The following is a 21,538-nucleotide window of genomic DNA, read 5'->3' as shown; positions in this document are numbered from 1 at the left end:
GCCTTCAGGACGCGCTTTCTGCCATCAAGCTCAGGTTACGACAAGTCCCGGCGCATCAGAAGGGCGTTCAGCTGTTCCCCGCCCACCTGCTGGTAATATCGCTCGCGCCGCCCGACGACGGCGAAACCGGCGCGCTGATAGAGCCGGCGTGCCGGCTGGTTGTTTTCCTCGACCTCAAGGAACACCGTGCGCACCCCGCGGCCCGCAAGGTGCCCGAGATGCGTCAGCAGCAGATCGCGCGACAGGCCGCGGCCGCGTTGATTTGGGTCAAGCGCCACTGACAGGATCTCGGCTTCGTCGGCGCCGATCCGCGAGACGATGAAGCCGGCAATATGGCGGCCGATCTTCAGGCGATGCACCAGCGTATTGCGCTCGGCCAGCATGCTCTCGAATTCGCCCTCGCCCCAACCGCGATGAAACGAGGCGGCATGAATCCGCGCGAGCTGCGCCGCATCACGGAGGCTCGCAGGCTCGATCGCCGGCTTCGCACCGGCGAACCATCGCGTCCACCACCGCATCACGAGGCTGCCGTCTGCGGGGAGACGTGCGGCATGTTGGCCGGCACCTTCACATCAGGCGCCTTCAGGTAGAAGGGGCGCGCCGGCGATAGCTTCGGATCGGCCGCGGCGCCGAGCCAGGCGACCCAGGCGATGTCGGGCGCCGCCTGGGGATTCACCGCGACGGGTGGCGCCGCGTCGGCAGGCCAGCGCTCGGCGAGCAGCGTGGCGGCGTTGCCGACCAGGTGCGGTGCACCGAAATGCGCGGCTTCGATTGCTGTCGCCATGGGCGCGACCTGCGGCGAGGCCAGCTCGTCGCCGGCGCCGCTGACGACCTGGAAATAGACATGGTCGTGCCGCGCATCAATCGCCGAGATCACCGGGTGCGGACCGTCCTCGCTGACGACAGGCGCGGCATAGGCCGACAACGTGGTCACGCCGACCGCGGGCTTCTTCGCGGCGAGCGCGAGCCCGCGCGCGGCCGACAGCCCGACGCGCAGTCCGGTGAAGCTGCCGGGACCGGTCGTGACCGCGATGCGGTCGAGCGTGGTGAATGGCAGATCGGCCGCCTTCATGACGCGCGCGATCAGCGGCATCAGGGCTTCGGCATGCCCGCGCTTCATCGGCAGCGATTCCTGCGCGCGAATGGCAGCGGCATCGGTGTCGAGAATCGCCGCGGCGCAATGGTCGAGCGCAGTATCGATGGCAAGAATGAGCATCGTCCCTGGAGCGGTAATTAGATAAATTTAGGCGCCTCCTTCTACAGCCTGATTGCGTAAATCGCATCAGGCTGCAACCAGAAGAATGCCAACCCACTGAAATTACGGCAGATTTAGAGAAATTTATAGGCCCTGTCAGGGTTACGCACCGCATCTCCGTGGGAACGCGCCGCCGTTGGCGCCGCGCAGCCGCAAATGAGGAGTGGATCTATTCGCTACTCTCCATTCGCTATTCGCCAACGCTCACATCGGCCGGACTTCGATCACTTCGGGCACGAAGTGACGCAGCAGGTTCTGGATGCCGTGCTGCAGGGTCGCGGTCGATGACGGGCAGCCGGAGCAGGCGCCCTTCATGTTGAGGTAGACGATCCCGTCCTTGAAACCGCGGAAGGTGATGTCGCCGCCGTCATTGGCAACCGCCGGACGCACCCGCGTCTCGATCAGGTCCTTGATCATGTCGACGGTCTCGGCATCGGCCTCGTTGAAGAACTCGTCCTCGCCGTCATCATCGGCGCCGTGGGCCTCGCTGCCGTCGGCCAAGAGCGGCGCGCCCGACATGTAGTGTTCCATGATCGCGCCGAGGATCGCGGGCTTCAGATGCTGCCAGTCGCCACCGTCCTTGGTCACGGTGATGAAGTCCGATCCGTAGAAGACGCCGGTGACGCCGGCGACGTCGAACAGCCGCTCGGCGAGCGGCGAGCGCGCGGCAGCCTCGCGGCTGTTGAATTCGATCGGGGGCCCGTCGAGCACGACGCGGCCCGGGATGAACTTCAAGGTGGCGGGGTTGGGGGTAGCTTCGGTCTGGATGAACATGATTTTCTCCGGCAGCGCCGGTTCAAGGCCGGCGTGTGGGGACGCTATAGCAGATGGCGACCACGGGCGCACCGATCAAGGGCAGGCTAATCGGGGTCGGCGGCGGTATTGCAGCCATGACGCGGCCGTTCAGGTGAGTGCGTCGATATCGTCATCGCCGAGGTCGCCGGGGACCATGAGCAGCGGGATCGGGAACGCGCCGACGGTCTTGGTGAGCTGCATGACCAGGGGCCCCGGACCCTCGGCACCGGAATTGGCGGCCAGGATCAGCAGCGCGATATCCGGGTCGCCGTCGATGGCGCTGAGGATCTGCTCGGTCGGGTCGCCTTCGCGAATGACGCGCTCTGGAACCGCAGCGCCGATCGCGGTCACCAGCGCGGCGGCGCGGTCGAACACCTCATTGGCAGCGTCCTGCGCCTCCGCGCGCATCAGATCGGCGACCCCGAGCCATTGCTGGTTCTGCTCCTCGGTCTCGATCAGGCGCAGCATGACCACGCTGCCGCCGCCGCGCAATGCCCAGCGGGCGGCATAGCGCACCGCGCGGTCCCATTCCGCGCTGTCATCAATAACGACAAGGCATTTCGGTGCATGCCCGGCCTGGTAGCTCTGCCGCTGCGGCGTCATCGATATCCCGCGTGCCGAGGTCACAACGGCCGACATGCTGCCACAACCGCCGCCTCCTGGGGAGAGGCGGCGGCCACTCCACCGGCCTCAGCGCTTGCCGATGAAGCCGACGATGTCGCGCGTCGCTTGCATCGTCTCGGCGGCAATCGCGCGGGCGCGATCGGCGCCATCCACCAGCACGGAATCGACGTAAGCAGGATCGGCGGTGAGCCGCTTCATCTCGCCTGCGATCGGCGCGAGCTTGGCAACGCACAATTCCACCAGCGCGTTCTTGAAGCCTGAGAACTGGCCGCCGCCGAATTCGCGCAGCACGTCGGCTTTCGAGCGGTTCGACAGCGCCGCATAGATGCCGACCAGATTGTCGGCCTCGGGGCGTGCCTCCAGGCCCTTCTCCTCGCTCGGCAGCGGCTCCGGATCGGTCTTCGCCTTGCGGACCTTCTGCGCGATGGTGTCGGCATCGTCGGTCAAATTGATGCGCGAATAGTCCGACGCATCCGACTTCGACATCTTCTTGGTGCCGTCGCGCAGCGACATCACCCGCGTCGCCGGTCCCGTGATCATGGGCTCCGGCAAGGGGAAGAACAGTCCATCGCCGAAGCCTGTCTTGCGGATCGAATCGCCGAAATCATTGTTGAACTTCTGCGCGATATCGCGTGCCAGCTCCAGATGCTGCTTCTGGTCCTCGCCGACGGGTACGTGAGTGGCGCGGTAGAGCAGGATGTCGGCCGCCATCAGCACCGGATAGTCGTAGAGGCCGACCGACGCGTTCTCGCGGTCCTTGCCGGCCTTCTCCTTGAACTGGGTCATGCGGTTGAGCCAGCCGACGCGGGCGACGCAATTGAAGATCCAGGTCAGCTCGGCATGGCCGGAGACCTGGCTCTGGTTGAACACGATGTGCTTCTTCGGATCGATGCCGGCAGCGATGAAGGCGGCGGTCACCTCGCGGGTGGCGCGTGCCAGTCCCTCCGGGCCGCCCCAGACATCCGTCGGCATCGTGATGGCGTGCATGTCGACCACGCAATAGATGCAGTTATGGGTCTCCTGCATCTTCACGAAGTTGACGATGGCGCCGAGATAATTGCCGAGATGCAGATTGCCGGTCGGCTGGACGCCGGAGAAAACCCGTTCCACGAAGGCCATGCTCGCTATTCCCATTGCTCGAATTGGTGTGTCGTTTGGCACGGACCGGCTCACCCGCGCAAGTCATGCGATCGTCCGCGGATCGCCCGGACGCTATCGCGGCAGCCGGTCACGCCGAGCGCGGACAGCAGCCCGCCATAAAGCGCGATGCCGCCGGCGATCAGGGTGAACAGGAAGACCGTCCGGCCGAGCCCGCCATGTGACGCAACAACGGTCGTTGTTCCGGATACAGCGGCCCATAAGACGCCGCCCATCGCCAGCGCTCCCAGCACGATGCGCGGCAGGCGGCGGCGCGTCGCCGGCTCGATCGCAAAGCCGAAGCTCAAGGCTCCGCGCCGGAACAGCACCAGCGCCTGCGCCCAGGCGCCGATCACAAGCCCGATGGCGATGCCGCTGCTGCCCATGATATGGCCGAGCACCAGCGCCAGCGCGATGGCGACAACAACGCCGATCAGGGTCGCGTTCATCGGCGCGCGCGTATCCTCGCGGGCAAAGAAGGCGGGCGAGAGCGCCTTCACCAGGACCTGCGCCGGCAATGCGACCGCCAGCCACGCCAGAATGTCTGCGGTTGCCGTGCTGTCGGCGGCGGTGAACGCGCCGTGCTCGAACAGCAGCCGCACGATCGGCCCGCTCAGCACGATCAGGCCGAGCATCGCCGGCAGCGCCAGACCGATGGCGAGCTCGAGCCCGCGCGACTGCGCATGCGCGAGCATCGCCTTGTCGCCGGCCTGCAGCGCGCGTGTCAGCTCGGGCACCAGCACCGTGCCCATCGCCATGCCGACGATGCCGAGCGGTAGCTCGATCAGGCGATTGGCAAAATAGAGCCAGGACACCGCCGATGGCTCGGTCGAGGCGATGATCGCGCCGCCCACCGCAAGCAATTGCGGCGCGGCGCTCGCCACCATGCCGGGGAATGCCTTGCCGAGGAAGCCGCGCATTTCGGGAGCGATGGAGATGCGCAGCGGCGCAGCGAGCGCACCGCCTCGTCGGCGCGAGACCAGGATCAGGAGCTGCAGCAGGCCCACAATGCCGATGGTGGTCGCCAGTGCCAGCGCGGCGCGTGCGGCGTCGCTGTGTATCGCGAGCAGCACAATGGTCACCGCGATCAGGGCGCCGTTGAATAAAAGCGGCGAGAACGCGGCGAGAGCAAAGCGGCCTTGTGCGCTCGCCAGTGCAAGCAGCACGGTCGAGGGGCCGGCAAAGGCGAGATAGGGCAGCATCAGCCGCGCGTTGTCGCTGGCGAGCTGCAATGTTGCGTGGCCGGCAAAGCCCGGCGCCAGCAGGGTCATGACCAGCGGCATCGCGAAAGCGAGCAGGATTGTGGCGACGATGAGGCCGCTACTCACGGTGCCGAGCACACGTCCTGCGAAAGCCGCCGCGGCAGCCGGGCCTTCGTGGCGCTGCAGCCGCAGCCAGGCCGGTACTAACGAGGCGTTCAGCGCGCCCTCCGTCAGCAGGCGGCGGATCACGTTGACGAGCTGAAATGCGGCAAGAAACGCGTCCGCGATCGGTCCGGCACCAAGCAGCGCCGCGATCAGGGAGTCGCGGATAAAGCCCAGCAGTCGCGAGACCAGTGTCCCCGAAAGCACTGTCATAAAAGACCGGATCATCGCCCCTTCTATAGCAGCGCCGCTTGTGATAGGCCCCAGCCTTTCGCAATTGCCGTAAACGGGGCCGGTGGATGACTGACGCTAAATACGACGTTCTCGCGATTGGCAATGCGATCTTCGACGTGCTGGTGCAGGCCGACGACGGCTTCCTGGCGCGGCATGCGATGGCCAAGGGCAGCATGTCCCTGATCGATGAGGCGCGTGCAGCGGCGATCTATCGCGACATGGGGCCGGCAACCGAGATGTCCGGTGGGTCGGCTGCCAACACCATTGTCGGGCTCGCCAGCCTTGGCGCCCGCACCGCCTATGTCGGCAAGATCAAGGACGACCAGATCGGCAAGATGTACGCCCATGACATCCGCGCCGCCGGTGTCGCCTTCGAGACCGCGCCCGCGAGCGATGGTCCGGCCACCGGCTGCTCCTACATCCTGGTGACGCCGGATGGCGAGCGCACCATGAACACCTATCTCGGTGCGGCGCAGAACCTGTCGCCCGCCGACATCGATCCGGAGCAGATCGCGGCCAGCCGCATCACCTATCTCGAAGGCTATCTGTGGGATCCGAAGGATGCCAAGGACGCCTTCGTCAAGGCTGCGAGCATTGCGCATGACGCGGGACGCGAGGTCGCGTTGACCTTGTCGGATGCGTTCTGCGTCGATCGTTACCGCGACGAATTCCTCGAGCTGATGCGTGGTGGCACGGTGGACCTCGTGTTCGCCAACGAGGCCGAGCTGCATTCGCTGTACCAGACCTCCGATTTCGAGGGCGCGTTGAAGCAGCTCCGCGAGGACGCCACGCTTGGCATCGTCACGCGCAGCGAGAAGGGCTGCGTCGTCGTCTCGAATGATGGCGTGATCTCGGTGCCGGCATTCCCGATTCAAAAGCTGGTCGACACCACCGGCGCCGGCGACCTGTTCGCCGCCGGCTTCCTGTTCGGCTTGGTGCGCAAGACCGGCTACGAGAAGGCCGGCCAGCTCGGCGGCCTCGCCGCCGCGGAGGTGATCCAGCACATCGGCGCGCGCCCGCAGGTGTCGTTGAAGCAGCTCGCGCAGGAGAATGGGCTGCCGGTGTAGTTGAACACGAAGTGATCGGACTACCAAGCGATCTCGCTTGTTGCGCGTACTCACTGCGATGACGGTTACACGCTCTCCCCTCGTGGGAGAGGGTGCCTCGCGAAGCGAGGCGGGTGAGGGGTCTGCATCCGCGGAGACAGACCCTTCACCCGTCTCGCCGCCGCGTCCGCGCCGGCGATCCACCCTCCCCCACAAGGGGAGAGGGTAAGAGCGGTTCCGCAAGACGCCGGAAATGCAAGCTGCGAGTGACCCGTTTTCCTGATCGGCTGCCGGCGGAGACAATCTTGAAATCCGCATCTCAGGCATCGCGCATGCGCCTTCGTCCCCGCGGCGGCTTTCGTCCGGGTTTTTCGAGACATCTTCGCCCTCTTCAGAACTGAGGGCGCAGGGAAGGCCGGGCGCTGGCCGCGCCCGTGGCCCGCCTGCAGAAAAGAAAGCAGGCGGCAGTCACCACAGGTCTGGCCGAACACGTCCGGCCTTCCCCGCGCGATGGTTTTGGCGGCTTATACGCGCTCTTCCCGGGGACCGGCTTGATTGCCCCCGTCGTCCGCGCGCTCGTCAAACAGCTAGCTACGGACTTAGCACCAGCACCGGGGTGCCAGAACCACGCGATTTCACCGTCGCATCGAGGTCGTTCGTCGGCATGAAGATCATGCTGCGACCCGATACGCCCACCGCATCCCGCACCCGACGTCCATGACGACCGCGAAGCGCCCCCTCGTTGGGACGGGATGCGGGGATGAAATCACAAATTCCGAAAAAACGAAACTAGAATATTTTTACGCGAAGGACTGGACAGGGCGAGTCGCGTTGATTGTGCTGGCGAAATTGATTGTTTGGCGCGGGTGTGTTGTGCGGGGATTGCGAGCGACTTGGTGACTGCAGACCGGCCGGTTCATCCCAAGCCGATTTGCCCGTCGGCCGAGGTTATCGAGCAATCAGCGTTCGCGGACCCAACAAACAGGCGCTCTGCGCGCAAGGGCCTCATGCATTGCCAGCAGCCCGGATGTTTATGGGGGGCGATCTGCAAGGCCGTCAACGGTGGCCGATTGATGCCGTAGCAGCGTCCGCCCATCTCCTGGAAGGGGATGCCGAGTTGCACGCCGGTTATGGCCGCCAACAGCCGACATCGGCAGCTCAAGTTCGATTGGCACCTTCCTCCAGAGCCTTTACCGGTGCAGACTCCGCTTTGACATTGATAGCAGCCCGACGCCACTGAGCAGAGGGGTTGGTCGCATGGCCGAGCACGCGATCGTCATCGGCGGCATCGTTATTCTTTCGACTGAGCTCGCTACGCGTACAGCAGCCCGTTGCTATGGAGATTGATCTCGATCAGCCGGCCGTCGTTGACGTCGACATTCCCCTGGTCGGCGACATAAAGGTCCATGCGGTTCGGATCGTCGCTGGCTGGCGCCAATGTCAAGCCCTGGATATCGACCCCTATATTGCCGGTGGGGTTGCGATAGCCGGAGAGAGTAGTGATGTCATCCAGCACCGTGCCGGTGTGGTTGACGACCTTGATGTCGAAATTGTTGCCAGCGACAAAGAACACGTCATGTGCGGGATCGTACACCGCCGCCTCGGGACTACCGATCGGCTGCCCCTTGACCGCTGCTGTGAGGTCAATAGTGGAGAAGATTTGCGAGCCGGTGCCGTCGGTTTCAACGATCTTGGGGTGTCCGAAGTCGCCCCCATTCACGATAAAGACGTGACCGTTGTTTGGGTTCACCGTCACGTCTTCCGTGTCGTCGCAGCCCAATTTCGCGAGTGAAAAGTGCCCAACCTCCACGGTGGGATTGGCGGGGTTGACGATTTGCATCTCTAACTTTTCGTCGTCGGATATGTACATCAGGCCGGTCGAGGGGTCGTACGCCAGGCCGGCCGGCTTTGTGCTGAAGCTCAGCGGGACCGCGCCGCCGGACTGCAGCGTGCCGTCAAGGTTCAACCCGAACAGCGTGTCCACGCCGGACAAATGCTGCACCCTTGTTAATTCAAGCTGCGGGTCGGCCAGGAAGAGAGTGCCCAAGCTGGGCACATAGGCCAACCCCATCGGGTCAGGGCTGCCGAATGTCGTCGTGTCGGTGATTGCGACAACTTCGGGAGGCAGCGGCGCGAGGGAGCCGCTCGCTGTGCTGCCGGCAATGGAGAATGCCGTGCTGCTGGTCACGCCCACGGCCGACTCGAGTTGGAGGCTGAAGGAATCGACCTGTGACGGATTACCATCGAGCGCATTGATCAAGACGGTGGCGCTGGTGCTGCCGGCAGGAATCGTCACCTGGCCATGGGAGACGCCGACGAAGTCGCTGCCGGCGTGGGCCGTGCCGTCCACCGTCGAATAGGTCAATCGCACGTCCTCATTCCATGGCGCAGACAGATCGATCGTAAAGCCGACCTGTGCGTCCGCGCGCTCGTCTATCGGACCCGGGCCGCTGTGCACCGCCACGGTCGGTGGCGTGCTGAACACCGTGAAGTCCGTGGCACTCGGGGTGGCATCGAGGTTAAAGGTGGCGAGCGCGATGCCGTGCGTGGGTCCGGCACCGTCCGGATCCCACATCAAGGTATGAGTCGAGGCCGTGGACGAGAACACGAACTGCCCGTGACCGGATGCCGTGCCCTGCACGATGCTCGCCGACCCTGCGACGGCCACGAAGTAGGCGGGGTCGAGCACCAGGTTGCCGGTGCCGTCGTTGACCAGACCGTGGCCCAGGCTGAGCCCGTAGTCGCTGGCATAGATCCCGATATGGTCGTGATCCGAGGTTGAGAAGTCCTTGACCTTGTCGGTGCTGGTCGCGTCGGCAAAGTTGAATACGAACGTGTCCGAACCCGCACCGCCCGTGAGCGTGTCACGTCCCGGCCCACCGATCAGGGTGTCGTTACCCGCCCCACCGTTCAAGGTGTCGTCACCAGCCCTTCCGCTCAACACGTCACCCGCATCGTTCGCGACGAGCTTGTTGCTGAGGTCGTTGCCTGTGCCGTTGATCGCCGCCGTCCCCATCAGATTGAGCTGCGTGACGAATTGAGGCAGCGTGTAGGTGATCCAGCTCTGCACCGTATCGGAGCCGCCCGCAGTCTGCTCGTTCACGACATCGCCGATGTTCTCGACCCGGAAGACATCGTTGCCAAGGCCTCCATACATGATATCGGCGCCTGGTCCGCCGTCCAGCAGGCTGCCTCCGGACCCGGCATAGAGTATGTCATCGCCGGCTCCGGCGTAGAGCCGCTCGCCGCTGCCAAAGCCATAGATCAGATCACGCTCGCTGCCGCCGATGAGAGTCTGACCGTCCGCGGTGCCGGTTATGGTTTTAAATTGCGAGACTTTCATAGGAGCGCCCTTTCCGACAACGACGCGCCAGAAGTTAACATCTGGGCCGGATGCGAGGCTGTTAGCTCTTCCGGGGTATGTGATGCCTCTTTGTGGGTAGAGTCGTCTCGCCGCGTCGCTCGGAGCAACGAGACAGCCCCCGCCGATCTCCTTTAAAGTCCGCGAGCGGCCGGGTAGTCTCGGCGTTCGCAGGACGCGGGTCCGAGGTCAGTTTCGGGCCACAAACGGTCTATCGGCCCTCTGATTGCTGACTTCCGGTCGTGCCCCGAGAGCGGACATCCTCGGCGCCGCCTGGAGGGTCCGGAACGGGCCGATTCCGTTGAAAAAGTCGGCAGTAGTTTCGTCGTGAACGTCCGCTGTTCGCGGACGAATTGGCTTGGTGGGGTCACGCGGGCGTTGATGCGGGCATCGGGATCAGCTTGGCCATCTTACGAAGGTTCTGAGCGGTGGCCGCGAGGGTGAACTCGTCACGTGCGCCGTTCGGTCCTCTTAGGCGCAGCCGATCCAGCTTGAGAATGCGCTTGAGATGCGCGAACAGCATCTCGATCTTCTTGCGGAGCCGGCGTGAAGTGCGGCCTTCCCATGAGCTTGCGATCTCGCGCGCCATGTCGCGAGCGCCCTCGTAGATCGAGCGTGGAACTTTCCGGGCCGGGGTGTTGGGGCAACACCTGCTTTTCAGAGAGCATGCTTGACAATCGTGCTTGCTCGCGCGGTAGAGGATCGTCCTATGGTCGTTCACCGGCCTCCCTGTGGTGGTGAGGGTTTTGCCATCGGGGCAGCGATAGACGTCCGCAGCATGTCGTAGGTGAAGGCCTCGCGCGAGAAAGTCCCGTCGGTGCGGGCCGACTTGTCGAAGACGGTCACGTGCGGCTCGATCCCCTGCTGGTAGACCAACCACCCGAGCATCTCAGCGGAGCCATAGGCACTGTCGCCGAGAAGCCGGCTTGGATAAAGATCGAACCTTTCGAGTGAACGCTCAATCATGCGCTTGGCGGCCAACACTTCTGCTTGGCGGATCGCCGTGGTCGCCTCGACATCGACGATGATCGCATTCTCGACGTCGACCAGATAGTTCGTCGAGTAGGCGAAGAAGGCTTGGCCGCCGTGCGCTCCCGTCCAGCGTGCCGCTGGGTCGGAGGGCGACACAAACTTGGGCGTGACCTCCGTCGCGGCGCCGAACGCGGCATCATCAAGAACAGCAAGATATTCATCGATCGCTCGGCTGGCAGCCTCCGGTGGAAGCCCCTTGTCGCCTTCGATGCCCTTCTGCCGATTGGCATCCGCCTTGATCAGGCTCGCGTCGACCGCGAATCCTTCGCCGCCGACCAGGCGCTCCCGGATGCACCGGCGCAAGACGGCCTCGAACACGCGGCGGAAGAGATCGCTCTCACGGAAGCGGCCGTGCCTGTTCTTCGAGAACGTCGAGTGATCAGGGACAGTCCCGTCCAGACCCAGACGGCAAAACCAGCGGTATGCCAGATTGAGGTGGACTTCGTCACAGAGCCGCCGCTCCGATCGGATGCCGAAGCAATAGCCGATCAGGAGCATCCTGATCATCAGCTCCGGATCGATCGAGGGCCGCCCGATGTTGCTGTAGAACGGTGCCAACTCCCGTCGCAGGTCCTCCAGGTCGACGAACCTATCGATCGACCGCAGGAGGTGGTCGGCTGGGATGTGCCTTTCTAGCGAGAACTCATAGAACAACGCAGCCTGTTCGACTTGCCGATGCCCCATCATGATCTTCAGTCCTGCCCAATTAGAAAGACTGAATCATCGATATCTCTGCGTCGCAACTGCCGACTTTTTCAACGGAATCGGCCATAACCGGAAATACAAGGTTCACTCGATCACCTCGTCGGCGCGGGCGAGGATCGATGGCGGGATTGTGATACCCAGCGTCTTGGCGATCTTTCGATTGACAATCAGATTAATTTTGGTCGGCTCCTGGACGGGCACATCGGAAGGCTTGGCGCCCTTAGGATTCTTATCGACGTAACCGGCGCATTGGCCGAAAGGCTTTGATGTTCGGCATGTAACTCAAGAGACCGCCTGCATCGCTAAGAAGCGCGCTCGGCAGACGGTGCTCGCGCGCAAGGTCGACCAAACGCGCCCGATATCTGTAAGTAAGCGAGGAGCCAGGCGCCACCACGGCTTCGGCGTGCGCCCTATCCATCGCGGAATGGCAGATACGTCACTATTGCGTGTGGTTGCGGGTGGGCACTGTCAGTGAAAGCAGAGGAGAGGAATAGTAATGAATCGTGTTACGATAGCCCTAGTCTTTGTCCTGATCACATTATCGCCTGTTCGTGCCCAATCTTCGGATTGGAACAGGACTATCCGCCGGGAATCCTGGTCCGGAATCGCTTACCGCGACGAGAACGCCTACCGTGCGCAAGTTGAACGTTCCTTAGACCCTTCCAATCCTTTTGTATCAGACTCACAGAAGGAACTGATCAGGAATCAATACCTTGAATACCTGCGGCATCAAGAGCAGCAGCGTATTCAACAGCAAGGGCAAAGATACGAGATAGAGCGGGAACGGCAGCGCTAGCGAGCGCGGTATCAAACTCCTCGGCCGTTCTGGCGGGCACGAGTTGCAATGTGACCGCCAGCCTCTGCGCCGCAGCCTCGATCGACGGCATCGCGACCTTATGCTGCTCGTATGTCGAATCCCAGAGGATCGCGATCCGCCGGGCGCTGGGCACGGCTTGCACCAACATCTAGAGTTGCTTGACGAAAATCTCCGGGCCAAAAAACCAAAAGCCGGTCGAGTTCCCGCCTGGCCGCGCCAAGCTTGCGACGATCCCTTCGGCGACAGGGTCGGCACTGAAGCAGAATACGGACAGGTGGCTCGGCTCGTTCGGACAGATTCTCCCCGCCGATAAGTGGAAGGGTCCGCTGAGTGGAATAAACACGGTGACGACTCTTCCTTCAACTCTTGAGCCTTTAAATCCGATCTCTAGAACCTTTTCCTTTCAGCACCGAAGGTGAAGCGCCGGTTAGCCGCCGAAGGCGCAACGGATCTTCAGATCTCTGCGCTCAGGTGGTTCATTCTCCGTCCCAATAGTCGACCGATTGAGTCTCTCGCCCCACGAAAACGACTCGCTGCGGCGTCCCGTCTAGCGCGGTTCCTAACTCCGCCTTCACTGCGAACTTACCCGAATCCGGATACTGCGCCATCTCCAGAGAATGCTCTGTGCTGACGGCGAGATAGCGCAGTTCTTCGGTCCCGGTATTGATGATCTGATGCGCGGTTTCCCTGCCGCCTGCGGGGCAGGCAATGAAGTCTCCCGTGCGAATGGGGTATGTTGCGTCCCCTATTCGAACTTCACCGTTACCCTGCAGTACGAAGAACATCTCTTCCTTGGCTGGGTGATTGTGAAACGGCCAAGCGCGCTTGCTTGGCGGCACGGCTGTGATGTTATAACCGAGCTTCTGTGCGCCAATGCGTGCGCCGATTATTCCGGTCTTCGCCTCGAAGCGCCCGGCGGCGGGTCCCGTCGGCGCGAATGTCGGCGGGGTTGGATCGAGCGTGAGGTCGGCGACGTTTATGATCGGTTTGGTCATGGGGCTCTCCAAACGAGTGAACATAGTCGGGATTCGTACCGGAAGGTGGGGAGACTCGACTGCACTATAAGCAGATCTGTGTGAGCGGGGACTTGGAGCGTACTCGGTACGCGACCATCCGCGCAGGTGAGCCGGACTCCCGGGGGGCAGGATTCCGGCCGGCTGATAGGTTCAAATATCATGATCAGGCCGCCAGTCCCATCGGCGGGGTCTGTGCCGAAGTACACCTCGCCCGGGGTGCGGTGGTCTAGAGCCTGGTGAAGACGACAGCTGCTGTAGGTGTCAAAATAAATTTGTAGCCGTTGCTGTGCCTGAGGTGGGGCCTTCCTTTTTTGGCAGCAGCCCCAAGACGAACCATTGAGCCGGAAAAAGGGGAAAGAACAGCGCTCCCCAGAGGAACCAAATGCGCTTAGACCGGCCTCTCTCTGCCGCGAAGTTGGCGGTTACGCGCCCGCACCAAAACATAACGACAAAGCTAAATATGATCGAGGCGACTATGGATGGCTCCTGCCGATTGGCCTTTTTTGACGATATAGGATCGGCCTCTCGGCAGCCATAGGGGGCCTCGCCCAAAATCGCAGCACGTCCGGTGTTGGTCAAAAAGAGAAGACCTCAGCGTGAGCAAATCTAGTCCGCTATACGCCACCCAGCGGACCTCAATGAGGCGTGCCGCAACTTCGCTGATTGGATCAATAGGCGACACTCGGAATGGAGGACGCTCGACCGCGGTCGGCGCGCGGCCGGGGTCGTGTGACTTTCAGGGAATTCTCTTGAGCGCCTCGCGGATCGCCTCTTCGCTGTACTGAAGAGCCTCGTCGACGATCTCCAGCCCCTGCCCGCAGCAATTGAGCAGCTCGATGGCCTGCGGCGATCCCGCCCCTTGTTTCGGGCTCCTGAACTCCTGGTGCCAGATTTCCTTGCCCGTGTCGTAAGAGTCGAAGCCGAACATCATCGAGTACTCGTTCAACCACATGCCGGCCGCGCTGCGCAGTGCGTCATCGTTCAAGGCCGGATCGGCGCCCAGATTGCGCTCCCTCCCGGCGACCAGGATCGTGAAGTCGAGGTCGAACACCAGGCCCGTCGCATGCGGGTTGGCGCCCCGCGGGGCATAGACGTTGTCGACGATGCTGAATAACCGGGCCACGAGCTGCGCACTCCATCCCGGAGCGGCCGCCAGGTGCTGGTGAAAGGCGGTGCGTCTCGCGTCCCCAGGCCTGCCGAGGACCGATTGAGCTTCCATCTCCAGGTCGCTGGGAAACTCGAGCTCGCCGAAGATATTGGGCTTCTCCCGGATGGTCTGTTTGATGATGCGCAGGTAATTGCTGCCTTGCGAGGCATCGTCCGGGCGGAACCCGCTCTGGATGACCGCGCTCTTCATGCTCCAGTCGTTGATCCGATCGCCCACTCGACGCAGGGCCGACATCATGGCGTTGGCCGCGGAATGCACCTCGCCGGGAAGAAGCCTCGCGCTGCCATTAGAACCCGTTCCTGCGTAGCGCGTGAGAAGATTGGCATCCGCATACGTGGGCGGGCGATCGCGCTGGTTCTTATGTGTGAGCGGTTTGGGGAAGATGTAGAACTGGTGAGTGCCAACCGTCTTGATCGTCGCTTTGTTGAGTGGCAGGTCGAACATGGCTTACTCCATCCATGGAGGTATACGACGACGCCTTGCGCTTCAGGGGTCGCGAACCACAAGCCGCCAACGCCGGCCCGCGCGCATGACAGCGCGAAATGCGCCACGGTAAACAGCGACGAACCCGGAAGATGATCGCGATCATCCATCAAGTCCAGCAATTGCGCTTGGACGGGGCCGTCAATGATCCAGCCTCAGGCGAAGCGGAGGCAGACATGGGATCCCCTTCATTGGTCGCCTTCGGCCATGACCAGTTCAATGCGTCAGGGATGGCGCGTCGACATGGCGCGGGCTTATCGGATCATCAGGTCGGCGCGGCACCTGCATCGCGCTCTTGCGGGATGCAGTGACAGTGACGAGCGATCACATGTCCCTGTTATGGGTGCGCTGTTCCTTCGCGCGGTTTCCTCTCTTGGGCGCCCGCGGACGCAGGCTGCCGAATACGCGGGGCCATCTCGCAAGCGCCGGCATCCGAAACCGCTCACATAAGCGGAGATTGCCGCGTCCTGCGGGCAAGTCGGACACGCGCTTTGGGAAAGTATGTCCGCTCATTCGCACGTGGAATGACGCGCGTACTAATTTGGACGGCTCTGCTATCCGCGGATTGCTGCATTGGCCTTCTCCGCCGCAGCGGTCATTGCTGTCTTCGCCGATTTCGCGCCGGAGACCACTTCATTGACGCCGATCATGAAGACATCCTGGATTGATCGCGATTGCGGATGGAAAAGGATCGCCTTGGCGCGGTCGACATCGGCATTTTGCAGGTTGGTCAGCGCTGCCTCGGCGGCTTGCCGGCCGAATGCGTTCTGGAAGGCCTCGCTGGACCAGGCCGACAGGCGTGTCGTCGCCAGCCCCGCAGCGGCGGTCTGCAGCGACGTCGGCTTGCTCGTCGCCCACTGCAGGAAGAGGAAAGCTGCCTGCTTGTTTTTCGATTTGGCATTGATGCACGCCTGCCAGTGCGACATGAAGGGAATGGGCGTGCGACCGGGGAGATGCGGAAAGGCCGCAAACCGTGCCTGCTTGGTGACATGGCTCTTCGCCGGATTGGAGATATCGGTCGCGAAGTTGCTGCTGTCGATCGCCATCGCGGTCCTGCCCTGCAGGAAGTCGTCCAACACCTGGTACCATTCATAGCTGCCGACGCCGACAGGCCCGGCCCGGCTGAGCAGCCGTCCATACATGTCGATGGCCGCGATCCCTTCCGGGCTCGCGAACGCGGCCTTGTTGTCCTTGACCATGTCTCCGCCATACGAGAACACGAAGCCCATGGCCGGAGGGGTGGAATTGCCGCCGGCCTGGGCTCGCATGGCAATTCCCGACACCTCGTTGGTCTTGACCGCCTCGGCGGTCGCCAGCAACTCGTCGAACGTCTGCGGAACCGGCAGGCCCTTCGCTGCCAGCGCATCCCCATTGATGAACAGCGTCATCGCCTCGGAGGTAATCGTGAAGCCGTACCGCTCGCCGTCGGACCACAGCGAGAAGGTCCGGGCCGTCTTGATAAGATCGCTTTCGTCATACCAACCGAGATCAGTCAGCGATTTGTTCGAATAATAGGCGTTCAGCGGCTCCAGCCATCCTCCAGAGATGCCCTGCCCATAGCTCGTGAACATGCAGACATCTGGCGTAGCGCTGCCGCGCGCGAGCCTGATCGGGATCGCGCTCAGATATGTGGTTTCCAATTGGAAATCGGTGACGACGTTGATGCCGGTGAGCTTGGTGAAATCCGGCAACAACGGAGTGATCGCATTGGACCACGGATGGATCGCACCTGCGACCGTGATCGTCTGCCCGGCAAATTGCTTCCAATCGATTGCGGCGCCGGCATAGGCCGACGCGGCATCCGCAGCAAAGCTCGATCGCGCCGACATGGAAAACGCGGGCAGGCCTGCTCCCGCTGCCGCCAATCCCTTTACGAAGCTGCGCCGGCTCATGGGCGCGCGATACCGTTGCGAGTTCATGTCCGACGCCATGGTGGTGCTCCCGTAGCTATGGGCAGTCGGTCACAATGCGAGCGGAACCGTACCGTCGCATCGCGGCATTGCGAAGCTGGTGTCGCGGTCGAGAGGCTTGGATCCAGGCTCAGCATGTGGACCCGTCTGTGGTACAAGTCGAACTGTTGCGCTGAGATCTCTTGCCGATCTATTTTACCAATGCTCTGGCTTCGGCACCACAATGATGTGCCGGTCAGGCGAGCATCGAAGACCACGGCCAATGTCAACCCCTGCCCCTTGGCATTCGTTGCGGTGGTTTGCTCGTCCGCTGATCCCAGCGGTCGCAGGGCTTCTGATGCTGTCCGCCGCGACCGGAATTTTCGGCCTGCAATATTGGCGTGACCGGCAGGCCGTAAACCTCTCGCTCGAGCATGGCCGCCAGGTCATCGAAACGCTTGATCAACTGCGGACGATCATCGCCGACTTGGAGGCCGAAAGGCACGGCTATCTGCTGACGCTCGATCCCGCTTATCTCAAGGCTTACGGGGTCTCGGACGAAAGCGTGCGACGGGAAACCGAGGCGCTCCGCACTCTGGTCGCGAACGACCCGTTGCAGAGCTTTCGCGCCGAACATCTGGGCCTGATCGTTTCGGCGAAGCTGCGCGAGATCGACGACATCATCAAAACGGCAGCCCGTGTCTCCGGGCCGGCGGCGCAGGCGATGATCCGGAGCATGGATGACATCCGCCTGCAGATCGACCTGATGGCGGATTATGAGCGCCTCCAGCTTGTGGATCGAGAGCGGCGCGCCGGCGAGCTCGACCAATACAGGACGCGGCTTACTGCCGCGGCCGGCGTCATTGCCGTCGTCCTGGCGGGGACGGCGCTGGCGCTCGCGCGGCTCGAGGCGAAGCGACGGCGAAAGGCGACCGAGGAAAATGTCCAGCTCTACAGCGATCTCGAAGAGCGCGACAAGAAGATCCGGCGTCTGTTCGACTCCAACATCATCGGGATCATCATCTGGGAGATCGGAGGTCGCATTTTTGAAGCCAACGACGCGTTTCTCCGAATCGTGGGATATGACCGAGAGGATCTCGCCTCGGGTCGCCTGCACCGCATGGACCTGACGCCGCCGGAATGGCGCGACCGCGACTCGCATACCGTGACTGAACTGAAGCGAATTGGGACCGTCTCGCCATTCGAGAAGGAGTACATCCGCAAAGACGGCAGCCGTGTGCCTGTGCTGATCGGCGGGGCGATGTTCGAAGAAGGCGGAAGTCAAGGCGTTGGTTTCGTCCTCGATTTGACCGAACGCAAGCGGGCGGAAGCTGAGGCCCGCGAAAACGAGCGGCGCTACCGCGACGCCCTGATGGAGCTCGCGCATGTCAATCGCGTCACCACGATGGGGCAGCTGGCGGCCTCGATCGCTCATGAAATCAGCCAGCCGGTCGCCGCGACGGTGGCCAATGCACAGGCTGGGCTCGGGTGGCTGGACGCTCAACCGCCAAATCTTGAGGAGATCCGGCAGACGTTCGAGGCCATCGTCAGCGACGGGATGCGAGCCGGCGACGTCATCGGCCGGATCCGGGCGCTGATCAAAAAGGCGCCCCCGCAGAAGGAGAGCCTTGAGGTCAACGAGGCGGTGCGTGAGGTCATAGGCCTGACCCGCGGCGAAGCGGTGAAGAACCGCGTCTGGGTTCGGACGCAGCTTGCGGAGGGCTTGCCGCTCATTCAGGCAGATCGGGTCCAGTTGCAACAAGTGATCCTCAACCTGATCATCAACGCGATCGAAGCCATGAGCGGCGTTGGCGATGGGGCGCGGGAGTTACAGATCAGCACCGGCAGAACTGCCTCGAACGGCGTGCTCGTCAGCTTGCGCGATTCCGGTCCGGGACTGGATCCGAACAGCGTGGAGCGCGTGTTCGAGGCCTTCTACACTAGCAAAGACAAAGGTATGGGCATGGGCTTGGCCATCTGCCGTTCGATCATCGAGGCGCACGGCGGACGGATGTGGGCCAGTGCGAATGAATCGCGGGGCGCCGTTTTTCAGTTCACGCTGCCTCTGGAGCCAGATGAGACTGGTCCCGCGGGGTACGTCGACCCAATGCCGGCGCTATAAGACTGCAGGTCCGAAGAGCGAAACGTATTTTTGTCTAGTCGCCTTGCTTATCCAGCCGCCCGTAGCGGGCGTTGAGCACCTGAGCATCTGGATCCGTCGACCTATCCGGGGCAGACTGTGAGGCGACGCGTCGCCGTTTCGGTACCGGGCCACTTCCGGAGTCTCTGGTACGACGAGTCCCACTCATGCTATCCGGTCAGCGAGCTGCCTCGTCTTCGGTCCACTACGAGGAACCAATTGCCCGGCGAGAAGATTCGAACAGAGCGGCCTCGATCGGGCAGCAACGCCTCACAGGAACGCCCCAAATGAGCAAGCGCAAATCGAAGAACTCCCACAAGCCGGGTGCCGCGGCGTCTAACGTCGCTAAGCTCGAAGCCAAGCAGAAACGCGCCGTTTCTGCCACCGACCTCGCCGGCCCGGAAGGAGCGGAGCTTGAGGCGACTGCCGAGAGCGGAACGAGGCTGCCGGAAGTTCCTGTCCAGGAGAGCGAAATGAAGCTGCCGCCGGTCTCACCTTCGGAACCTGCGGAACTCGAATCCAAGCCGGCGCTCTCGCCCCATCTCGCCGAGCCGAAGCCGGACGTCACACCGCCTCTGGAAGCTCCGGCCGAAGCGAAGGAATTGACGCGTGCGGTGACGGATGAAGCGGGGACGGCCGGTCCCTCGCCGAAGCTGGACAGACCCCTGCGGGCGATCGCCGGCATGGAGGCCTGCCAGACATTGCTCATGGAGATGACGCGGGACAATCTCGACTTCGCCGCCAGCCTGGCCTTGATGCGCTCGCCGATCGAGATCGTCGACGTCGCCACGAAGTTCGCGAGCAAACGGATCGGCATGTACAGCAGGTTCTCGAAGGCCGTCGCCGACATCGCAGTCGGACGGCAGGCTCCGATGACCTGACCAGCCCTTGGACCTCGCCACCCTCAGGCCGTAGCAGCTAGCTTGGCATGGAACGCGGTCACTTCCGCTCTGGATCAATCGCGTCGGTTGCGCCCCGCCGATAGCCTCCGGCTCGTGGAGACGAACATGACGACGCGCCCGGCAAACGATCGCCATGAGCCAAGAGCCAACATGGCGCGTCGAACTAATGCTTCGCCATGAAAGTCAGCACAGCCTGATCGTAAGCATCGGGATTCTCCCATGGGGGGATGCCGTCATTGGGAGTCGGGCGTGTCGTCGCCATTGCAGCTCGCAATGACGAAGCCGGGCGTTGAGCGCCTGTTCATGAACCTAACAACGTCCTTCTGCGTTCTCCTACTTGCTACTTACAGGTGACAAGAAGACCAAAGAGGGAGCAACTGAGATGCGCAATGTGATCTTCGGTGCGGCAGGCGCGCTCGCTCTTGCCTGTCCGGCAGTAGCCGCCGATTTGCCGGTAGTGAGCTACAGCGAGAGCTATGCACGATCGTATGAGTACCGGACGCCTCCGCCGGTTGTTGTCGAAGAGCCGGCTCCCGTGGTTTCCGAAACCGTCGTGGTGCGCCGCCCTATCATCGTAGGGCCGCCCCGAGTCGTAGTCGAAGACTACCCGGTCTACGCGGAGCCGCGCGTGTACGCCGCGCCTCATGTCTATGCGTATGCAGGTCCGCCTTGGCGCGCCGGATGGGGCTATCGACGTCACTTCTATGGCGATTGGTGAGCACTTGAAGTTGCGGAATAGGCGAGGCGCCCGCTGCTGGAGACCGTGCTCCGGAAGCTCGGGGGTCAACGAGCGTCGGGGCTCTCATTTCGCGCTTCGGGAGCCGACCGCCGAATGAGACCCTGCTTCTTACCGGCCCGTGAAACCATTCGAACTCCAGGGCTTTGAATTCCGGGAGGAAGGCCAGTGAAGCGAATCCTGAAACCGGTCACTTACATCGTCGCAGCCCTCTATTTCCTGGTGGACGCGGCTTTCATGGCCGTCGCCAAGCCGATCTCGGAATGGCTTGCCAGGCATGTCGTGCTGAGGCGATTGCGAGCCTGGATCAGATCGTTGCAGCCCTACCCATCGCTGGCGCTGTTTTCGGTGCCGGTGATCTTGCTGGAACCGGTCAAGCCGGTGGCGGCCTATCTGGCTGCGACCGGTCAGATGCTGGTCAGCATCGTGACATTGGTCATCGGCGAGCTCTTGAAGCTCGTGCTGGTCGAGCGCCTGTTCAGCCTTACCAGGGACAAGCTGATGAAAATTCCAGCCTTCCTTTGGGCGTACACCAAATTCCAGCAAGCAAAGGCCTGGATCGAAGCCACCGAGGCCTGGCGAGCTATTCGCGCAATCAGCAAGGCCGCCCGTCAGTATGTGACCGAGATGAAAAAATCCGCTGCGGTGGCGTTTCGGCAGTCTTGAAAGCAGCCTTGAAAGTCGTGGCTGGCGCCGATCCTGGAAAGGCTCGCCCCTCGTGGCATGGCTCTAGCTTCCTTCTCGAGTTGCGCCGCGCTCTATGTCGGATGCTGTCATTGCGAGCGAAGCGAGGCAACCCAGGAGCCAAGAAGAAGATCTGGATTGCTTCGTCCG

General features: G+C 62.6%; 17 protein-coding genes and 3 pseudogenes. 7 read left to right on the top strand and 13 right to left on the bottom strand.

Annotated features, from left to right (window positions below; genetic code table 11):
- Positions 1 to 35 precede the first annotated feature (35 nt).
- The 6 genes from rimI to murJ form a co-directional block, all read right to left on the bottom strand.
- Positions 36 to 518, bottom strand: a complete 483-nt coding sequence (gene rimI, locus P6U24_RS00255; protein ID WP_407157228.1) for a ribosomal protein S18-alanine N-acetyltransferase — start codon at positions 516 to 518, stop codon at positions 36 to 38.
- A complete protein-coding gene (tsaB, locus tag P6U24_RS00250) occupies positions 518 to 1,216 on the bottom strand; it encodes a tRNA (adenosine(37)-N6)-threonylcarbamoyltransferase complex dimerization subunit type 1 TsaB (RefSeq protein ID WP_407157227.1) in 699 nt (232 codons plus the stop codon). Before tsaB ends, rimI begins: the two co-directional genes overlap by 1 nt.
- A gap of 243 nt (positions 1,217 to 1,459) precedes the next feature.
- Complete coding sequence (locus P6U24_RS00245; protein WP_407157226.1) at positions 1,460 to 2,029, bottom strand: NifU family protein; 570 nt, start codon at positions 2,027 to 2,029, stop codon at positions 1,460 to 1,462.
- A gap of 129 nt (positions 2,030 to 2,158) precedes the next feature.
- Positions 2,159 to 2,653, bottom strand: coding sequence for a universal stress protein (locus P6U24_RS00240; RefSeq protein ID WP_407160717.1), 495 nt, complete (start codon positions 2,651 to 2,653; stop codon positions 2,159 to 2,161).
- Positions 2,654 to 2,740: 87 nt separating this feature from the next.
- On the bottom strand, positions 2,741 to 3,793 hold the full coding sequence (trpS, locus tag P6U24_RS00235; RefSeq protein ID WP_407157225.1) for a tryptophan--tRNA ligase: 1,053 nt from the start codon (positions 3,791 to 3,793) through the stop codon (positions 2,741 to 2,743).
- Between the two features lie 50 nt (positions 3,794 to 3,843).
- Complete coding sequence (gene murJ / locus P6U24_RS00230) at positions 3,844 to 5,403, bottom strand: murein biosynthesis integral membrane protein MurJ (protein ID WP_407157224.1); 1,560 nt, start codon at positions 5,401 to 5,403, stop codon at positions 3,844 to 3,846.
- A gap of 71 nt (positions 5,404 to 5,474) precedes the next feature.
- On the opposite strand from murJ, the gene P6U24_RS00225 reads away from it, so the two are divergent.
- A complete protein-coding gene (locus P6U24_RS00225) occupies positions 5,475 to 6,476 on the top strand; it encodes an adenosine kinase (RefSeq protein ID WP_407157223.1) in 1,002 nt (333 codons plus the stop codon).
- Positions 6,477 to 7,767: 1,291 nt separating this feature from the next.
- Here the strand turns inward: P6U24_RS00225 and P6U24_RS00220 are convergent.
- The 6 genes and pseudogenes from P6U24_RS00220 to P6U24_RS00195 all read right to left on the bottom strand — a co-directional run bounded on the left by P6U24_RS00220 (position 7,768) and on the right by P6U24_RS00195 (position 14,998).
- The gene (locus tag P6U24_RS00220; protein WP_407157222.1) at positions 7,768 to 9,798 is read right to left on the bottom strand and encodes a Calx-beta domain-containing protein; all 2,031 of its coding nucleotides are present in this window, start codon (positions 9,796 to 9,798) and stop codon (positions 7,768 to 7,770) included.
- Positions 9,799 to 10,183: 385 nt separating this feature from the next.
- Positions 10,184 to 11,535: pseudogene (locus tag P6U24_RS00215) on the bottom strand (transposase).
- Positions 11,536 to 11,637: 102 nt separating this feature from the next.
- The gene (locus P6U24_RS00210; RefSeq protein ID WP_407157221.1) at positions 11,638 to 11,754 is read right to left on the bottom strand and encodes a hypothetical protein; all 117 of its coding nucleotides are present in this window, start codon (positions 11,752 to 11,754) and stop codon (positions 11,638 to 11,640) included.
- Positions 11,755 to 12,251: 497 nt separating this feature from the next.
- Positions 12,252 to 12,518, bottom strand: coding sequence for a hypothetical protein (locus P6U24_RS00205; protein WP_407157220.1), 267 nt, complete (start codon positions 12,516 to 12,518; stop codon positions 12,252 to 12,254).
- A gap of 328 nt (positions 12,519 to 12,846) precedes the next feature.
- Entirely contained in the window at positions 12,847 to 13,365 is a 519-nt protein-coding gene (locus tag P6U24_RS00200) for a cupin domain-containing protein (protein WP_407157219.1), read from the bottom strand.
- A gap of 757 nt (positions 13,366 to 14,122) precedes the next feature.
- Positions 14,123 to 14,998, bottom strand: a complete 876-nt coding sequence (locus tag P6U24_RS00195; RefSeq protein WP_407157218.1) for a hypothetical protein — start codon at positions 14,996 to 14,998, stop codon at positions 14,123 to 14,125.
- A gap of 131 nt (positions 14,999 to 15,129) precedes the next feature.
- On the opposite strand from P6U24_RS00195, the gene P6U24_RS00190 reads away from it, so the two are divergent.
- Complete coding sequence (locus tag P6U24_RS00190; protein WP_407157217.1) at positions 15,130 to 15,348, top strand: hypothetical protein; 219 nt, start codon at positions 15,130 to 15,132, stop codon at positions 15,346 to 15,348.
- 243 nt (positions 15,349 to 15,591) lie between these two features.
- On the opposite strand, the gene P6U24_RS00185 is transcribed toward P6U24_RS00190, so the two are convergent.
- Positions 15,592 to 16,956 carry an ABC transporter substrate-binding protein gene (locus P6U24_RS00185; RefSeq protein ID WP_407157216.1) on the bottom strand — a complete coding sequence of 455 codons (1,365 nt, stop codon included), beginning with the start codon at positions 16,954 to 16,956 and terminating at the stop codon, positions 15,592 to 15,594.
- Positions 16,957 to 17,170: 214 nt separating this feature from the next.
- Between P6U24_RS00185 and P6U24_RS00180 the strand changes: the two are divergent.
- The 5 genes and pseudogenes from P6U24_RS00180 to P6U24_RS00160 form a co-directional block, all read left to right on the top strand.
- Positions 17,171 to 17,674: pseudogene (locus P6U24_RS00180) on the top strand (CHASE3 domain-containing protein); the annotation flags it as partial.
- 123 nt (positions 17,675 to 17,797) lie between these two features.
- Positions 17,798 to 19,048 (top strand): annotated as a pseudogene (locus P6U24_RS00175) (sensor histidine kinase); the annotation flags it as partial.
- Positions 19,049 to 19,353: 305 nt separating this feature from the next.
- Positions 19,354 to 19,947 (top strand): hypothetical protein, encoded by a 594-nt coding sequence (locus P6U24_RS00170; RefSeq protein WP_407157215.1) that lies wholly within the window; start codon positions 19,354 to 19,356, stop codon positions 19,945 to 19,947.
- A 403-nt stretch (positions 19,948 to 20,350) separates the two neighbouring features.
- Entirely contained in the window at positions 20,351 to 20,686 is a 336-nt protein-coding gene (locus P6U24_RS00165; protein WP_407157214.1) for a hypothetical protein, read from the top strand.
- A gap of 186 nt (positions 20,687 to 20,872) precedes the next feature.
- Positions 20,873 to 21,370 (top strand): hypothetical protein, encoded by a 498-nt coding sequence (locus tag P6U24_RS00160; protein ID WP_407157213.1) that lies wholly within the window; start codon positions 20,873 to 20,875, stop codon positions 21,368 to 21,370.
- The last annotated feature ends 168 nt before the right edge of the window (positions 21,371 to 21,538 follow it).

The sequence above is a fragment of the Bradyrhizobium sp. STM 3557 genome (genome assembly GCF_045571465.1).
Lineage (GTDB): Bacteria > Pseudomonadota > Alphaproteobacteria > Rhizobiales > Xanthobacteraceae > Bradyrhizobium.
The sequence above is the reverse complement of the archived record's forward strand: the minus strand, read 5'-3'. Positions and strand labels throughout refer to the sequence as shown.

What these genes read in the sequence shown, in the direction of transcription:
- rimI (WP_407157228.1), bottom strand. Translation starts at nt 518, where the DNA reads ATGCGGTGGTGGACGCGATGGTTCGCCGGTGCGAAGCCGGCGATCGAG.
- tsaB (WP_407157227.1), bottom strand. Translation starts at nt 1,216, where the DNA reads ATGCTCATTCTTGCCATCGATACTGCGCTCGACCATTGCGCCGCGGCG.
- P6U24_RS00200 (WP_407157219.1), bottom strand. Translation starts at nt 13,365, where the DNA reads ATGACCAAACCGATCATAAACGTCGCCGACCTCACGCTCGATCCAACC.
- P6U24_RS00170 (WP_407157215.1), top strand. Translation starts at nt 19,354, where the DNA reads ATGAGCAAGCGCAAATCGAAGAACTCCCACAAGCCGGGTGCCGCGGCG.
- murJ (WP_407157224.1), bottom strand. Translation starts at nt 5,403, where the DNA reads ATGATCCGGTCTTTTATGACAGTGCTTTCGGGGACACTGGTCTCGCGA.
- P6U24_RS00185 (WP_407157216.1), bottom strand. Translation starts at nt 16,956, where the DNA reads ATGAACTCGCAACGGTATCGCGCGCCCATGAGCCGGCGCAGCTTCGTA.
- P6U24_RS00245 (WP_407157226.1), bottom strand. Translation starts at nt 2,029, where the DNA reads ATGTTCATCCAGACCGAAGCTACCCCCAACCCCGCCACCTTGAAGTTC.
- trpS (WP_407157225.1), bottom strand. Translation starts at nt 3,793, where the DNA reads ATGGCCTTCGTGGAACGGGTTTTCTCCGGCGTCCAGCCGACCGGCAAT.
- P6U24_RS00195 (WP_407157218.1), bottom strand. Translation starts at nt 14,998, where the DNA reads ATGTTCGACCTGCCACTCAACAAAGCGACGATCAAGACGGTTGGCACT.
- P6U24_RS00240 (WP_407160717.1), bottom strand. Translation starts at nt 2,653, where the DNA reads ATGACGCCGCAGCGGCAGAGCTACCAGGCCGGGCATGCACCGAAATGC.
- P6U24_RS00165 (WP_407157214.1), top strand. Translation starts at nt 20,351, where the DNA reads ATGCGCAATGTGATCTTCGGTGCGGCAGGCGCGCTCGCTCTTGCCTGT.
- P6U24_RS00205 (WP_407157220.1), bottom strand. Translation starts at nt 12,518, where the DNA reads ATGTTGGTGCAAGCCGTGCCCAGCGCCCGGCGGATCGCGATCCTCTGG.
- P6U24_RS00220 (WP_407157222.1), bottom strand. Translation starts at nt 9,798, where the DNA reads ATGAAAGTCTCGCAATTTAAAACCATAACCGGCACCGCGGACGGTCAG.
- P6U24_RS00225 (WP_407157223.1), top strand. Translation starts at nt 5,475, where the DNA reads ATGACTGACGCTAAATACGACGTTCTCGCGATTGGCAATGCGATCTTC.
- P6U24_RS00190 (WP_407157217.1), top strand. Translation starts at nt 15,130, where the DNA reads ATGATCGCGATCATCCATCAAGTCCAGCAATTGCGCTTGGACGGGGCC.